The sequence below is a fragment of the Streptococcus iniae genome (assembly GCF_030732225.1).
GTDB lineage: Bacteria > Bacillota > Bacilli > Lactobacillales > Streptococcaceae > Streptococcus > Streptococcus iniae.
This window is the reverse complement of record NZ_CP132230.1, coordinates 2,054,625-2,069,254: the sequence shown is the minus strand read 5'-3', so window position 1 is coordinate 2,069,254 and position 14,630 is coordinate 2,054,625. Positions and strand designations below refer to the sequence as shown.

The window sequence follows — 14,630 nt, the reverse complement described above, 5'->3', positions numbered from 1 at the left end:
TGAAAATGAGAACTTTTTTTCATCAAAAGTGGGTTAAAAGAGCAGGCGGTTTTTGTGCGGCATTACTTATCATTAGCTTGGTCTTTACAGGTATTTATTGTTCTAAGGCTAGCTTGGTTAATCGCTATGTCAAAGCTCGTAGTAGCCAAAAAGCAACACCATTTGAAAATATAAAAGGCTACCTTGTTTGGTCTGATAATAATGAACAAATAACAAATGACGAAGCTAGGTACACTAATTTCGATATTTTAGACAAATCACAGCGTGAAGAATTAGCAACAGAATTGAAAAAAGCAACAGCTAATGATGATGTCTATGTCAAATCGGTGGGACGCAAATTTTTTATTTTCCCAGACTATCGTATTGCAGTTAAGCCAATGGCCTTAACCATTAAAACCAATGTGCCAGATGTGGATATTTTATTGAATCGCAAGAAGGTTACTGTTAGCACTTCTGAACAGTTTACAACTGATCTTAAACGTCTCCCTATTTCGGATTATACTGCAAGTTTAGATGGTATGTATAAAGACCGTAAGATTGAAGTTAGTAGAAAATATGATGGTCAGAGTAAGGTGATTGATTTAACAGTTACTTTTAAGAATTTTACTGTGACTAGTAACCTCAAAGACGGGGAACTCTATTTTGACGACAGCCGTGTAGGAACGTTAAGAGAAGGGGAATACAAGGTTGTTGATTACCCAATAACGGATGCTTCGCAGGTATATGTTAAAAAGAAATTTATGGATGGTGACCTCCTGTCCAAAAAGGCTCGTCTATCAAAAGTTGCAGAAGGGGCTAATGTTGAGCTTAATGTTGACAACTTACTCGAACAGCAAAAAGCTGGGGAATACCTCATTGCTGCTTTTAATCAGCTGATGGCCTATACAAGTAGTCGAAAGGACCCTGCAACGCTTAATGATGTGTTTGAAAATGGGGTTGACAATGTCTTTTACAAGGGCTTGAAAGACAGTATCAAGGCCAAACTAGAAACAGATTCAAGAAGGGCTTCAAGTCTTGCTATTCCAAATATTGTCCTTAATAATATGACGCAAGTTGGTAAGGAAAGTTACCTTCTGGACTTCTCGGCAACTTATGTTTTTGGTTATAGCGCTGAAACAGATCCTGATAAAAAAACAGCTGGAAATATCACACAAGACCTGAATGGTAAAGTGACCCTTAAGAAATCAGGGAACCATTATCTTGTTAGCCAATCTGGAACTAAAAATATTACGGTGACTGGTGAAACTAATCAGGTCAAACCACCTGCTCTTGTTCCAGAAGGCAGTGTAGGAACTTGGGTATTGGATAAGGATAATACCATCTATACCCTTACAATCTCAGAAGATGGCACTGTCACTCGCAAGACAGATTACAAAGACCCTAAGCGTAAAGATGAAACCATGACCGCTAAAGTCGTCAAGTTTGAAGATAGAGGCAATCACAATTACCAATTGTTCTTTGAGCAAGAAGTGTCAGGTTCAATCATGATTATTGGTGGTGGAGTTGGCGGTAGCGGCGTTAAATATACCCAAGGTGTTCACCTTGATGGTAATAGTTTAACCCCAGTTATTTGGCAGACAGGTAGTCAATCAGACTTTGATTTTAACAAACCTGCTTCCGGATTTAGCATGAAAAAACAATAAGAAAATGGGCTTCTAAGGAAGTCCATTTCAGAACGTAGACAAACCCTCTTATTGATAGAAAAATTGTTAGTTTAAAGGTTGACTACCACATAATTCAAACTCATAGAAATACTGTTATAACAGTGGTTCCATGTGTTTTTTTAATTTCAAGTAAAAGAAAACAGATTGAAGAAAATTGCCCAAAATGGACTTTTTCTTCAATCTGAAATGGGCTTCTAAGGAAGTCCATTTTCAAATGTTTGTGAAGTCGCCTCAAGACTCATTTTTTTGAGGGTTAAGGGGTGGGTGAAGCTGAGACGATGGGCGTGAAGCATAAGGCGTGAGCTGCTAAATTTATGGTAAAGAGGATCCCCTACAATAGGGTGCCCATTATAAGAGAGATGAACCCTAATTTGATGGGTACGCCCTGTATCTAGCTGACAATTAATCAATGTCTGCTTGTTTGCATAAGATTTCAGACGGCTAACATGCGTTATTGCCCTTTGTCCATTTTTTAGGTCTACCACCCGTTTTCTACGGTCAGACCGATGTCTGCCGATAGCTTGCCGATAAGTAAGGTCTTTTTGCTCCAAATGCCCATCAACCAAAGCCCAATATTCCCGATGAATCTGTCTTTTTTCTAAAAGTTGATTCATAATGGGTAAAATAAATGGGTTTTTAGCAAAGACAATAGCACCACTTGTTTCCATATCAAGGCGATGAATGATATAGGCAGTTTGTCCAATATAAGCAGACACGTGATTCAATAAGGCTATCTCACCAGGAGCATTGCCGTGACTTTTCATGCCTTCAACTTTGTTAACCACAATAAGATGGTCATCCTCGTAGAGACAGTCAACAAGAGCAGCATCTCCTTTGGGGATGTCCTTAAGAGGGTAGTCGTCTTGGTCAAAAAAGAGGCTAATGTTATCTCCGGTCTTAACCGGACTTTGCCAGTTAACCAGCTCATTGTTGATGCGTAGATGCTTTTTGGTGCGCAAAAAATGCCGAATTTTGCGTGGGATTAAGAGATATTCCTCAAGCAATTCTTTAACAGTGGTTTGAGGGTAGGGGCTTGTAAAGGAAACCTCAAAACCGTTGGGCTTATTTTTGATCTTCATTGAGCCAATCGTGGTATCTTTCAATAAGGTTAAGTGCCATCTGAGTTGCAAGCGTTGCTGAGAAAGCTTCAGTACCTTCTTTTTCATCGCTAGCCACTTCGAGACGAGTTTCATCATAGATAGCTTTAAGGCTTTCGACAGATAAGGTTTCTTTAAAGGCGTTAAATTTATTCATATTGTCATCTACTTTCTAAAGAAATATCTTCTTTTTGTAATACAATTATTATATCATTTTTCAGAGGAAATGGCTGTGCTTGGTATAGAGCTGTTTTCTGAACAGTTATGAGATGGTGTTAGAAAATGTTTTTTAGTAGGGCTTTGCCTAAAAAATTGTTATAATATGTTGACAAGTTTAGAGATTTAGAGGGAAGATAAATGAAAAGTATTAGGCGTTATGACGTTAATGAAGAATGGGCACACACAGGTCTTGTTGAAGCTGGTGATTACTTCTTTTTAAATTATTGTGCCGGAGCAATTGGTCAGCCAATTGAAGAACAAATCAACGCTGCATTTGATGAGATGGAAAGACGACTAGGCTTGGTTGGTCTCACTTTAGATGCAGTTGTTAAAATGGATTGTTTATTTAGAGATGTGTGGAATATTCCAACACTGGAAAAAGTTATAAAAGAAAGATTTAATGGGAAATACCCTGCCCGCAAATCCATTCAAACGGAATTTGCACATCAAGGCGGAGCAGAAGGTCTACTGTTTCAAGTGGATGCGATTGCTTATTCTAAGGCCGTTACCTTTGACTAGGCTAAGGTTTTCCCATAGTGGTATCCTATCCCTATGACATTTTTAGAATTATTGCAAAAAAAGTTTTTCCCAAAGCAATATAGGGAAAAACAAGCTCAAAAAAAAGCAGAACTGGAAAAACTGCAAAGTCAACAAGATCAGGACAAGGGAGAAGGTTTCAGTGATGGGCCTTCTTCATCTGGTCAGTCGTCTTTTCAACGGAGTCAGTCTGCCCTTTATGATGATAAAAGCAAGAAGCCCAAATGGTTAAGGAAGTTGGCTTCTTTTCTGCCGTCACCACAGCATCCCATCAGACGATTTTGGCGGCGTTACCATATTGGTAAAATCCTTTTCATTTTAATTGGATGTTTTGTCTTAATGGTAGGGTCTTATCTCTTTTACCTATCTAAAACTGCTAAGGTTTCTGACCTGCAAAATGCTTTGAAGGCAACTACCGTGATTTACGACAAAAAAGCAGCATATGCTGGAAGTTTGTCTGGCCAAAAAGGGACCTATGTTGAGTTGGATGCTATTTCTGATGACTTGGAAAATGCTGTTATTGCAACTGAAGATAGAAGTTTCTATGAAAATAAAGGGATAAATCTCAAACGTTTCATCTTAGCTGTCTTAACAGGTGGCCGTTTTGGTGGTGGTTCTACCATTACACAGCAATTAGCCAAGAATGCTTATCTGTCGCAAGACCAGACCATTAAGCGTAAGGCGCGTGAGTTCTTTCTAGCCTTGGAATTAACCAAAAAATACAGCAAGAAAGAAATTTTGGCCATGTACCTTAATAATTCTTACTTTGGTAATGGGGTTTGGGGCGTTGAAGACGCCAGTCAGAAATATTTTGGGACAAGCGCAGCTAATCTCACGCTTGATGAAGCAGCAACGCTTGCTGGTATGCTAAAAGGGCCTGAGATTTATAATCCCCTATATTCTATTGAAAATGCGACAAACAGAAGAGATACAGTCTTATCTGTTATGCTTGAGACTGGTAAAATCACTCAGAATCAAGCCAATCAGGCCAAGACGGTTGGAATGGGCAACCGATTAGCCGATACCTACAAGGGCAAATCCAACGATTATAAATACCCTTCTTATTTTGATGCTGTTATTAATGAGGCAATCTCAAGTTATGGCATCTCTGAAAAGGATATTGTTAATAATGGCTACAAGATTTACACTGAATTAGACCAGAATTATCAAACAGGTATGCAGACGACCTTCAACACACCAAGTCTGTTTCCAGTTTCAGAAGTTGATGGTACCAGTGCTCAGGGCGCTAGTGTTGCTCTTGATCCTAAGACTGGAGGGGTTCGAGGCTTAGTTGGCCGGGTAAATAGTACTGAAAATGTAACCTTTAGAAGTTTCAACTACGCGACTCAGTCTAAACGAAGTCCCGCCTCAACGATTAAGCCTTTGATTGTATATGCTCCGGCTGTTGCTTCGGGTTGGTCTATTGATAAACTCTTACCAAACACTTTCCAAGATTTTGGGGGCTACCAACCTCACAACTATGGGGGCTACGAATCAGAAGACGTTCCTATGTATCAAGCCTTAGCCAATTCCTATAATATTCCTGCTGTCGCAACGGTTAAGGAGTTAGGTATTGGTAAGGCAGTTAGCTATGGAAAGAGCTTTGGTCTTAATATGGATGCTGCAAATAAAGAGCTTGGTATAGCCCTTGGCGGTAGTGTAACGACAAATCCGCTTGAGATGGCACAGGCCTATTCAGCCTTTGCTAATAATGGAGTGATGCATACAGCTCATTTTATCACCAAAATTGAAACAGCAAGTGGTAAGGTGGTCAAGGCTCACTCAGACCAATCCAAACGGGTAATCAGCCAGTCTGTTGCTGATAAGATGACCAGCATGATGCTTGGGACTTTCTCTAATGGTTCAGCAGTTAATGCCAATGTTTATGGTTACACCTTGGCTGGTAAAACAGGGACAACAGAAACGGATTTTAACCCTGATTTATCAGGAGATCAATGGGTTATTGGTTACACGCCAGACGTGGTCATTAGCCAGTGGATTGGCTTTAATAAAACTGATGAAAATCATTACCTGACAGGATCAAGTGCTGGAACAGCGTCAGCCATTTTTAGCAGTCAAGCCTCCTATATTTTGCCTTACACCAAAGGGACTTCCTTTAAGGTGGATAATGCTTACGCAGTTAATGGGATTTCAGCTGTTTATGGCGTTAACGAGACATCAACTGACACAGCCAGAGATTCTCAGAACATTATCGACGGTTTGCGAAAATCGGCCGAGGAAGCTTCTAAGTCTATCTCAGACGCCGTTGATAAGTCAGGCCTAAGAGAGAAAGCGCAAAAACTCTGGCAAGGAATAGTAGACTATATCAGATAGCTTGCGCAAATGTTCAAATCATGTTAGAATATTCTCTACGGAGGCGTTATGGCACAGAAAAAAGCAAGCCTAGCGTGTGTGGATTGTGGCAGCCGAAACTACTCTATTTCAGTAAGTAGCACGCCAAAACCAACACGACTAGAAGTAAATAAGTTTTGTAAACACTGTAAGAAATATACCTTACATAAAGAGACACGTTAGAGGAGAGATTGATGGGATTTATTGGTGGTATTTTTAAAGTTTTAAAAGATACAACTTGGCCAAATAGAAAACAACGATGGAAAGATTTTATCTCTGTACTTGAGTATACGGCTTTCTTTACGATCATTATCTATATCTTTGACCAAGTCTTGTCAAAAGGAATTTTAAGTTTAATTAATCATTTTTAAGACAAATACTAAAAGGCTAAGTGTAATGACTTGGCCTTTTTATGGTGTCAGAAAGAGGGAATTCGTTGACAGAGAAGTCTTCTTCTATTATAATGAAAGTGACGAAAAGATACTAAAGGCCGCTAGAGGCTTTTTTCTGATGAAAGGAAATATAATGTTAGATTCTTTTGATAAAGGGTGGTTTGTTTTACAAACTTACTCAGGATATGAAAATAAAGTAAAAGAAAACCTCTTGCTTCGTGCACAAACCTACGATATGCTAGACAATATTTTGCGTGTTGAAATTCCAACGCAAACCGTAAATGTTGAAAAAAACGGCCAAAGCAAAGAAATTGAAGAAAACCGCTTCCCAGGTTATGTCTTGGTTGAAATGGTAATGACTGATGAAGCTTGGTTTGTGGTGCGTAACACCCCAAACGTTACAGGATTTGTTGGTTCTCACGGAAACCGTTCAAAACCAACACCATTACTTGAAGAGGAAATTCGTGCCATCTTGTTATCAATGGGGCAAACCATTGATGTCTTTGACACTAATATTAAAGAAGGTGACCTTGTTCAAATTATTGACGGTGCCTTTATGGGTCAAGAGGGACGCGTTGTCGAAATTGAAAATAATAAAGTTAAATTAATGCTTAACATGTTTGGTTCAGAAACAGTGGCAGAAGTAGAACTTTACCAAATCGCAGAACTCTCATAAAACTTTCTCATTTTTAATATAAGAAAACTAAGCCACTGAGCTCATTCCTTGAGTTTAGTGGCTTTTTGTCTGTCTTTTTAATAATTATTTGAAATAGAACTGCAATATAATGAAAATAAAATAATAACATTAGCACATATTGACTTAAAGATAAAATATAACTATAATGTAATTAAGGTTATCGTTTTAGATAATTAAAAAATGGTGTTAATTTTAATAAGAAAATAAGAGGTTAAACATGGAAAAAGAAAAAAAAATGAAATATTTCTTGCGTAAATCAGCTTACGGACTGGCATCAGTATCAGCTGCCTTTATCATCGGAAGCGCAAGCGTATCAGCGGATGATGTAGTTACAGAAACCAAAGAAGACCGTGCAGAAATGAGAACGCGCTTGCTTGAAGAAGCAAAAATGCAAGAAGCAGCAGCAGCAGCTCGTAAAAATGAAAACAAAGCAACTCGTTTAGAAATGAGAGCGAAGCTTTTAAGTGACTCAAAAGAAAAAGAAGTATTAGCTGCATTAAATGTTGCAAAAGAAAAAGCAAAAGAAGAGTTTACTAAACTACTTGATAAAAATGTTCCAGAAAATGAGGCAAGTCTTTATACAGCAATTGCTAGAGTTGAAGTTGCAAAATCAATTGAAGAAATTGAGGCAGTTAAGAAGCAAACTGAAAAAGAACTTGAAGATATTAAAGTTGACAAAGAACGTAAAAATATTATTGCAGAAGCAACAGAAGGTTTAACGGACTTCCTTAAGGACGAAAAACCAGGTGAAGCTCCTGTTAATGAAGAGCTTGAAACTGTTCGTAAAGAAGCTTTAGCTACTCTTGATCGTTTAGGCGCTAACCGTCTTATCAAGAAAATTGTAGAGTCTGCTAAATCTGTTCAAGGGATTAAAGACTTCATGGCTTCAACTGTGCCTACACTTGAAGAAAACTTGAAGATTGCTGCTACAGAAGGTTTGACTGAATTCTTGAAATCAGAAAAACTTCCTGAAATGGCACCAGAAGTGACGCCTGAAACACCAGAGGTAACACCAGAAGTAACCCCTGAAACACCAGAAGTTGCTCCAGAAGCACCAAAAGAAGAAGCACCTAAAGCTGACGAAAAACCAGCTGCTCCTAAGAAAGATGAAAAAGCACCTGCTACTTCTAAACCAGCTGTTGCAGAAGCTAAAAAAGCAATGGCAACTCCAGAAGCTAAGAAAGAAGTTAAAAACCAACTTCCATCAACTGGTGATTCCTATAACCCATTCTTTACAGCATCAGCTATGGCTATCGTTGCAGGCGCAAGCTTGATGGCAGTAGACAGAAAACGTAAAGAAAACTAATATTTACCTAGCCGGACACTATTTTCCAATTTAAGACTATAAATAAGAATCCTATCTTCCTTTTGGAAGGTGGGATTTTTTTGGCTTTAGCAAGCACATTTATATAAAATTTTATAAAAAATATAAAAAACTATTGCAAACCCTTCCAAAAAGTGTATAATAAGCTTATAAAATTTTATAAATAAAATAATATTCTATAAAAGGAGCTCGCTATGAGTGATATTAAAATTCCCATTATAGGAATTTCTGCCAGCGTTATTGTTGATTCTGGTGGGATGTTTCCAGGTTATCACAGGTCTTACGTCAATGAAGACTATGTCTCGTCCATTTCGTTAAATGGTGGTATTCCGATGATTCTGCCTATTTCAAGTGATGAACAGGTTTTGGATGGTTACTTGGATACTATTGATGGGCTGGTCTTGTCAGGTGGTCATGATGTGTCCCCTTTAAATTATGGTGAAGAGCCAAGTCAGAAACTTGGTGATACCTTCCCAGCACGCGATCAATTTGATTTTGCTTTGATTGAAAGGGCTAAAAAGAAAAAGATTCCGATACTTGGTATTTGTCGTGGCTACCAAATCATTACAGTCTATCATGGTGGGACCTTATGGCAGGATTTATCCTACACCAATAAACCCTTGTTAAAACATTGGCAGGAACATCAGCCGGATTTAGCGACCCATTCTGTGGAGTTAGAAGCAGGCACCTTACTTCATAGTATTTTCAAAAAAGACAAGCTGATGGTGAATTCTTTCCACCACCAAATTGTAAAAGATGTGCCAGAAGCATTTACTGTGGCAGCGCGAGCTATGGATGGCGTTGTCGAAGCGCTTGAACATCATTCTTATCCTTTTATGGTTGGTGTCCAGTGGCATCCCGAAATGCTACATAAGAGCATGCCAGAAATGAACCAATTGTTTAAAGCATTAATTGCACAAGCCAAAAGGAAACAAAATACTGATTGCCATCATCAAACGGAAAAAGTAAGTTAAAAGAGGGAGTAGCTCATGAAAAAGAAATTAGGTTTTTATTCTATTGTTTTGCTGACCATTAATTCCATTATCGGAACAGGAATTTTCTTATCTCCGGGGTCGGTGGTTGCCATGTCAGGTGATAAAGCACTGCTTGTCTATGCTTTTGCGGCGATTTTTGCGGCAGTCTTGGCCATTACGTTTGCAGCAGCAGCCAAATACGTCTCTAAGGGTGGGGCAGCTTACGCTTATACTAAAGCCGCTTTTGGTGATAACCTTGGATTCTATGTTGGGATCACACGCTACATTGCAGCTAGTATTGCCTGGGGTGTTATGGGAACAGGTGTTGTGAAAACCGTCTTGAACATTATGCACTTGGATAGTACAAAAATATCAAACATTACCATTGGTTTTATGTGTTTGATGGGGATTCTTCTGGTGATTAACTTGATGGGAACGCGTCTCTTTGAACTGATCAATAACTTATCCACATTAGGGAAACTTGGTGCTTTGATTATGACCATTGTTGTTGGTTGTGGGATTGTTATCTTTGGGCATGTTAACCAGTTTTCAACCATCCATACCTTGAAAGATGCTATGGGAAATCCTGTTGGTTCTAATCTTGACATGTCTGCTTGGGTAATGGCAGTTATTGCAGCCTTTTATGCCTTTACAGGCTTTGAAAGTGTTGCGAGTGGTTCAGAAGATATGGAAGAGCCTGAGAAAAATCTCCCTCGTGCTATTCCACTAGCCATTGCCATTATCGCAGCCATTTATATTGGTATTGTTGGAATTGCCATGATGATTAATCCAGGGGCTATTGTTGCTTCTAGTCAAGTGGTTGCCTTAGCTGACGTCTTTACCAATCCAATCATCAGTAACCTAATTATCCTAGGGGCATTGATTTCGATGTTTGGTATTAATGTAGCAGCATCATTCCACACGCCACGTGTTCTAGAAGCTATGGCTTTACAAGGACAAATTCCAGAATATTTTGCTAAACGTACAGATAAAGGCTTTCCGATGGTTGCATTCTTTACCACAATTGGCATTGCTATTTTGTTACCAATGGCATTTCGTTTTAACATGACAAGCATTATTGTTTTAAGTTCTATTTCACGCTTTATTCAATTTATCATTGTCCCACTTGCGGTGATGACTTTCTACTTTGGTAAAGAAAAAGGGGAAGCTCTTCAAAATGTTAGAAAAAATGTTTTTGTAGATGTTGTTATTCCAAGCATTGCTTTAGTTTTAACAGTGGTATTGCTTTATAAATTTAGCTGGGCACAACAATTTACCCTCACACTTGACAATGGCCAAGTAGTGCCTAATACCTTTGCTATTGTAGCTATGGTTATTGGTTATGTGATTTTACCTTTGGTATTAATGGTATGGAAACGTTCACAAAAATCATCTATTAGCATATAATAGAAATGACAAAAAATTAGAAAGAAGACAATTATGATTCAACGATTAACAAGTGACAAGACTCCAGCAGCAGTAGGAAGCTATTCAGCAGCAAGTAAAGTAGGTAACCTTATCTTTACATCAGGTCAATTACCTATTAATGCAGAAACTGGTAAAATTGATCAGCCAGATTCTATTGAATGGCAAGTTAACCAATCCTTAACAAATATCAAACACATTTTAGAAGACAATGGCTCTTCCATGCAGGCAGTTGTTAAAACCACAGTCTATCTTGCCGACATTGCAGATTTTGCTGCCTTTAATGCTGTTTACCAAGGCTTCTTCACAGAAGGGTTCCCAGCTAGAACAGCTTTTGAAGTGGGCAAATTACCAATGGGAGCTCTTGTTGAGATTGAAGCTATCGCGGAGGTGTAAGCATGAAAGAAAATACCATGCTTCTTCATGGCTACACAGTCATTGATGAATACACTGGTGCAGCTTCGGTACCTATTTACCAAACCTCAACCTTTAATAATTCAGAGCTTTACTGTGAGGATCAAAAATACCTTTACACACGTTTTTCTAATCCAACCACAGATGCTTTAGAAGGTGGCTTAGCTTGTTTAGAAAAAGCTCAATTTGCTTTGGCCTATGCATCAGGTATGGCAGCAATTTCAAATGTCTTGATGTTACTTAAAACAGGAGACCATGTGATTTTGCCAATTGAAGTTTATGGTGGGACTTGTCAATTTGCAAATGCTGTCTTACCAAACTATGACATTGCAACAAGCTTTGTGGATATGGCTGATATAGAAGCTGTTAAGAGAGCTATTCGTCCCAACACTAAAATGATTTATTTGGAAACCCCTTCAAATCCACTCTTAAAAGTTTGTGACATTAAAGCTTTAGTGGCATTGGCTAAAGAAAATAACCTATTAACAGTGGCTGATAATACCTTTATGACAACACTTTATCAAGATACCCTATCCTTGGGTGTTGATATTGTGGTTGAAAGTGTTACTAAATTTATCAACGGCCATAGTGATGTTGTGGCAGGTTTAGTAGCTACTAATCATGAAGCTATTTATGGGCAATTAAAATTGTATCAAAAGAATTTTGGGGCCATTTTAGGTGTAGAGGATGCTTGGTTGATTTTGCGTGGCATGAAAACCATGGGAATTCGAATGAAAGAAGCTGTGAAAAATGCTGGTATTTTAGCCGAATTTTTAGAGCAACACCCTAAAATCAAGAAGGTGCATTACCCTGGCTTGGCATCGCATAAAAATCATGCTGTTCATATGCAACAAGCAGCAAATGGTGGGGCAGTCCTTTCTTTTGAACTTGCTTCTAAAGAAGACTTAATGACCTTTACCCATCGTATTAAATTACCGATTTTAGCCGTTAGTTTGGGAGGGGTAGAGTCTATTATTTCTCACCCTGCAACCATGTCACATGCCTGCTTATCACCAGAAGAACGTCTTGAACAAGGAGTTGTTGATGGTCTGCTACGCTTGTCATGTGGTATTGAAAATAGTGAAGATTTATTGGCTGATTTTGAACAAGCTTTAGCATTTTAAAGACTAGTCCAGATGCTTGCTGTTAGTGCAGGACTCTGGGCTTTTCTCTTTAGATTATCGTGTGGATTAGGTAATCAAAAACAGAAAAAATCCACTTAGAATTGAAGGACATATGACAGAAAATTGGTATCAAGAAGTTTTGCTACGAAAAGAAGACTTGTTAGCAGATGTTGAGCGCCTGCTAGTAATTCCATCCGTCAGAGAAGATCACTTAGCCAGTAAGGAGTGTCCAGTAGGACCAGGGCCTAAACAGGCTTTAGATGAGTTTTTAAAGATGTCAGAAGAGGCAGGTTTTGCCCAAGAATCTTTTGGGAATATTGTTGCACATCTGGATTGGGGGCAAGGTGAAGACTTATTTGGAGTCATGGGGCATCTAGATGTTGTTCCTGTCGGTGATGGCTGGGAATCAGACCCATTTACACCAACATATAGAGACGGAAAACTCTTTGCTAGAGGGGCTTTAGATGATAAAGGACCATTGGTTGCAGCCTTTTTTGCCATGAAACTTTTAAAAGAAAAAGGCTTTATTCCCAAAAAGAAAGTGCGTCTGATTGTTGGGACGGATGAAGAAAGTGATTGGAAATGCTTGAATTACTACCAAAGCATTTGCCCAATTCCTAAAATTGGCTTTGTTCCAGATGCTTATTTCCCGATTGTCAATGGTGAAAAAGGAAATGGTAGTGTGGTCTTTGAGTGGCAGTGTCAAAAAGATGAAAAAGCTGCAGTGACCTTAGAAAGTTTTGAAGCAGGGCAGCGTGAAAATATGGTTGCAGACAGGGCTGAAGCTGAGATTTCAGGACAAGGTTTAGCTGCTATTGCTAGGTCTTTTGAGGATTTTGTGGCATCTTATGACTTCTTGCAAGGTCAGGTTTCGTGGTCTCAAAACAAACTAATTCTTCAACTTAAAGGCAAGTCGGCCCATGGCTCAAAACCAGAAGCAGGACACAATGCCGCAACCTATTTAGCAGCCTTTCTTTCAGGTTATAGTTTTTGGGGACCCTATGCTCAGGAATTTCTCACTGTGTTAGGGAAAGACTTGCATTTAGATTATTTTGGACAAGGGTTTGGTCTTGCCTACAGTGATCCCCAAATGGGACAGATGACATTAAACCCGGGGATCATTTCCTATAAAGCACAAGACGTCGCACACATTAGAATTAACCTCCGTTATCCAAAAGGCTTTGATGTTTCAGTGGCAAGAGATTTGCTTGTAAAAGGCTACTCGACTAGTCTTTGTAATGTGTTTATCGAGGAAAAACAAAAGCCGCATTATGTTAGTGAAGAACATCCTATGGTTCAAAGCCTTCTTAAGATTTATCATGAGCAAACAAAATTACCAGCTTATGAACGGGTTATTGGTGGTGCAACATATGCCCGTCTTATGCCAGAAGGAGTGGCTTTTGGAGCACTTTTTCCAGAAGCTGTTGACACCATGCATCAGGCAAATGAACATATTGTCGTAGAGGATTTGCTAAAGGCAACAGCAATGTATGCCAGAGCATTTGTTGACTTGGTGTGTTAAGGGTCATGTTTTTACTTCAAAACGAAAAAAATGGCTACTTTTAGAGCATAAACAATTGTGATTTAGAGAGGGATATGATACAACTATATTGGAGGTAAGTATGCATTCAAAATTAAAGTCTTATATTCCTTTGATGGACTTTTTAGCTAAAGTTTTAGGGAAAGATTCGGAAATTGTTTTACAGGATTTTAGTGAAGGTTTAGATCATTCGGTAGTTTATATCCAAAATAATTTATCAGGACGTGAAATTGGTGCACCTGCAACAGATTTTGTTTTTGAAGTGCTCAAAAATAAAGTTTATCAGGAAAAAGACTACCTAGTGAACTACAGGACTAAAACCATCCAAGGAAGTGACTTGTACTCATCTAGTTTTTTCATTAAAGATGATGCTAATAATCTCTTGGGGATGATTTGTATTAATTCTGACAGGTCTAAATTGGTGAGCTTAAAACATCTTTTTGAGTCTAGTTTGGAAACCATTAACGAAGCGATCTATCCACATGATTCGGATCATTCAAATAGCAATGAAGGCATTGTTGAAAACTTTTATTCTACCGCTGACAACTTGATTGAAGCAGCCATTGTCAGAGAAACCCAAGGGAAGGATTTGCGCAAGTATAATCTGACCCGTGGTGAAAAAATTGCCATTGTTCGCTCGCTTTATGAAAAGGGATTTTTTGACCTAAAAGACGCAGTGTCAAAAGTAGCAGAAGCGTTTCGAATGTCAGAAGTTAGCATTTACAAGTACATCCAAATTGTTAAACAAGAAGATGACACAACAACCAAATAAGAAAGGTCTCCTCACTGAATTAGCGGGGAGATTTTTGCCTACTATTTGTCTAGTGATAATAACTAAAGCGCATTACCCAAATGTGTGTTTTCATGCTAT

At 38.6% G+C, this 14,630-nt stretch carries 15 protein-coding genes; 13 read left to right on the top strand and 2 right to left on the bottom strand.

Translation table 11 applies throughout. From position 1 onward, the window contains the following. Positions 1–5 precede the first annotated feature (5 nt). On the top strand, positions 6–1,643 hold the full coding sequence (locus tag Q9317_RS10045) for a zinc ribbon domain-containing protein (protein ID WP_016356200.1): 1,638 nt from the start codon (positions 6–8) through the stop codon (positions 1,641–1,643). A 215-nt stretch (positions 1,644–1,858) separates the two neighbouring features. On the opposite strand, the gene Q9317_RS10040 is transcribed toward Q9317_RS10045, so the two are convergent. Both Q9317_RS10040 and Q9317_RS10035 read right to left on the bottom strand, forming a co-directional pair. Then, the gene (locus Q9317_RS10040) at positions 1,859–2,743 is read right to left on the bottom strand and encodes an RluA family pseudouridine synthase (RefSeq protein WP_016356199.1); all 885 of its coding nucleotides are present in this window, start codon (positions 2,741–2,743) and stop codon (positions 1,859–1,861) included. Beyond that, positions 2,727–2,918, bottom strand: coding sequence for a hypothetical protein (locus tag Q9317_RS10035; RefSeq protein ID WP_003100353.1), 192 nt, complete (start codon positions 2,916–2,918; stop codon positions 2,727–2,729). Before Q9317_RS10035 ends, Q9317_RS10040 begins: the two co-directional genes overlap by 17 nt. Before the next feature lie 200 nt (positions 2,919–3,118). On the opposite strand from Q9317_RS10035, the gene Q9317_RS10030 reads away from it, so the two are divergent. The 12 genes from Q9317_RS10030 (at position 3,119) to Q9317_RS09975 (ending at position 14,531) form a co-directional block, all read left to right on the top strand. After that, on the top strand, positions 3,119–3,499 hold the full coding sequence (locus Q9317_RS10030) for a RidA family protein (RefSeq protein WP_003100351.1): 381 nt from the start codon (positions 3,119–3,121) through the stop codon (positions 3,497–3,499). 33 nt (positions 3,500–3,532) lie between these two features. Beyond that, positions 3,533–5,851: a penicillin-binding protein PBP2A gene (pbp2a, locus tag Q9317_RS10025; protein WP_003100349.1), complete on the top strand. Its 2,319-nt coding sequence runs from the start codon at positions 3,533–3,535 to the stop codon at positions 5,849–5,851. A 48-nt stretch (positions 5,852–5,899) separates the two neighbouring features. Then, positions 5,900–6,052 (top strand): 50S ribosomal protein L33, encoded by a 153-nt coding sequence (gene rpmG, locus Q9317_RS10020; protein ID WP_003100347.1) that lies wholly within the window; start codon positions 5,900–5,902, stop codon positions 6,050–6,052. 11 nt (positions 6,053–6,063) lie between these two features. Then, a complete protein-coding gene (secE, locus tag Q9317_RS10015; RefSeq protein ID WP_003100345.1) occupies positions 6,064–6,240 on the top strand; it encodes a preprotein translocase subunit SecE in 177 nt (58 codons plus the stop codon). Positions 6,241–6,394: 154 nt separating this feature from the next. Continuing rightward, a complete protein-coding gene (nusG, locus tag Q9317_RS10010; RefSeq protein WP_003100341.1) occupies positions 6,395–6,937 on the top strand; it encodes a transcription termination/antitermination protein NusG in 543 nt (180 codons plus the stop codon). 238 nt (positions 6,938–7,175) lie between these two features. Next, a complete protein-coding gene (locus Q9317_RS10005) occupies positions 7,176–8,264 on the top strand; it encodes a YSIRK-type signal peptide-containing protein (RefSeq protein WP_121791554.1) in 1,089 nt (362 codons plus the stop codon). Between the two features lie 212 nt (positions 8,265–8,476). Beyond that, entirely contained in the window at positions 8,477–9,256 is a 780-nt protein-coding gene (locus Q9317_RS10000) for a gamma-glutamyl-gamma-aminobutyrate hydrolase family protein (protein WP_003100337.1), read from the top strand. Positions 9,257–9,271: 15 nt separating this feature from the next. After that, positions 9,272–10,663 carry an APC family permease gene (locus tag Q9317_RS09995; RefSeq protein WP_003100336.1) on the top strand — a complete coding sequence of 464 codons (1,392 nt, stop codon included), beginning with the start codon at positions 9,272–9,274 and terminating at the stop codon, positions 10,661–10,663. 33 nt (positions 10,664–10,696) lie between these two features. Next, on the top strand, positions 10,697–11,077 hold the full coding sequence (locus Q9317_RS09990; RefSeq protein ID WP_003100334.1) for a RidA family protein: 381 nt from the start codon (positions 10,697–10,699) through the stop codon (positions 11,075–11,077). 2 nt (positions 11,078–11,079) lie between these two features. After that, on the top strand, positions 11,080–12,219 hold the full coding sequence (locus Q9317_RS09985) for a trans-sulfuration enzyme family protein (RefSeq protein WP_003100332.1): 1,140 nt from the start codon (positions 11,080–11,082) through the stop codon (positions 12,217–12,219). 112 nt (positions 12,220–12,331) lie between these two features. Beyond that, positions 12,332–13,741, top strand: a complete 1,410-nt coding sequence (gene pepV / locus Q9317_RS09980) for a dipeptidase PepV (protein ID WP_003100331.1) — start codon at positions 12,332–12,334, stop codon at positions 13,739–13,741. Between the two features lie 100 nt (positions 13,742–13,841). Next, a complete protein-coding gene (locus Q9317_RS09975; protein WP_003100329.1) occupies positions 13,842–14,531 on the top strand; it encodes a helix-turn-helix transcriptional regulator in 690 nt (229 codons plus the stop codon). Positions 14,532–14,630 lie beyond the last annotated feature (99 nt).

Excerpts from the sequence above, each read along its gene's own strand:
- Q9317_RS10045 (WP_016356200.1), top strand. The coding sequence starts at position 6 with ATGAGAACTTTTTTTCATCAAAAGTGGGTTAAAAGAGCAGGCGGTTTT.
- Q9317_RS10040 (WP_016356199.1), bottom strand. The coding sequence starts at position 2,743 with ATGAAGATCAAAAATAAGCCCAACGGTTTTGAGGTTTCCTTTACAAGC.
- Q9317_RS10035 (WP_003100353.1), bottom strand. The coding sequence starts at position 2,918 with ATGAATAAATTTAACGCCTTTAAAGAAACCTTATCTGTCGAAAGCCTT.
- Q9317_RS10030 (WP_003100351.1), top strand. The coding sequence starts at position 3,119 with ATGAAAAGTATTAGGCGTTATGACGTTAATGAAGAATGGGCACACACA.
- pbp2a (WP_003100349.1), top strand. The coding sequence starts at position 3,533 with ATGACATTTTTAGAATTATTGCAAAAAAAGTTTTTCCCAAAGCAATAT.
- rpmG (WP_003100347.1), top strand. The coding sequence starts at position 5,900 with ATGGCACAGAAAAAAGCAAGCCTAGCGTGTGTGGATTGTGGCAGCCGA.
- secE (WP_003100345.1), top strand. The coding sequence starts at position 6,064 with ATGGGATTTATTGGTGGTATTTTTAAAGTTTTAAAAGATACAACTTGG.
- nusG (WP_003100341.1), top strand. The coding sequence starts at position 6,395 with ATGTTAGATTCTTTTGATAAAGGGTGGTTTGTTTTACAAACTTACTCA.
- Q9317_RS10005 (WP_121791554.1), top strand. The coding sequence starts at position 7,176 with ATGGAAAAAGAAAAAAAAATGAAATATTTCTTGCGTAAATCAGCTTAC.
- Q9317_RS10000 (WP_003100337.1), top strand. The coding sequence starts at position 8,477 with ATGAGTGATATTAAAATTCCCATTATAGGAATTTCTGCCAGCGTTATT.
- Q9317_RS09995 (WP_003100336.1), top strand. The coding sequence starts at position 9,272 with ATGAAAAAGAAATTAGGTTTTTATTCTATTGTTTTGCTGACCATTAAT.
- Q9317_RS09990 (WP_003100334.1), top strand. The coding sequence starts at position 10,697 with ATGATTCAACGATTAACAAGTGACAAGACTCCAGCAGCAGTAGGAAGC.
- Q9317_RS09985 (WP_003100332.1), top strand. The coding sequence starts at position 11,080 with ATGAAAGAAAATACCATGCTTCTTCATGGCTACACAGTCATTGATGAA.
- pepV (WP_003100331.1), top strand. The coding sequence starts at position 12,332 with ATGACAGAAAATTGGTATCAAGAAGTTTTGCTACGAAAAGAAGACTTG.
- Q9317_RS09975 (WP_003100329.1), top strand. The coding sequence starts at position 13,842 with ATGCATTCAAAATTAAAGTCTTATATTCCTTTGATGGACTTTTTAGCT.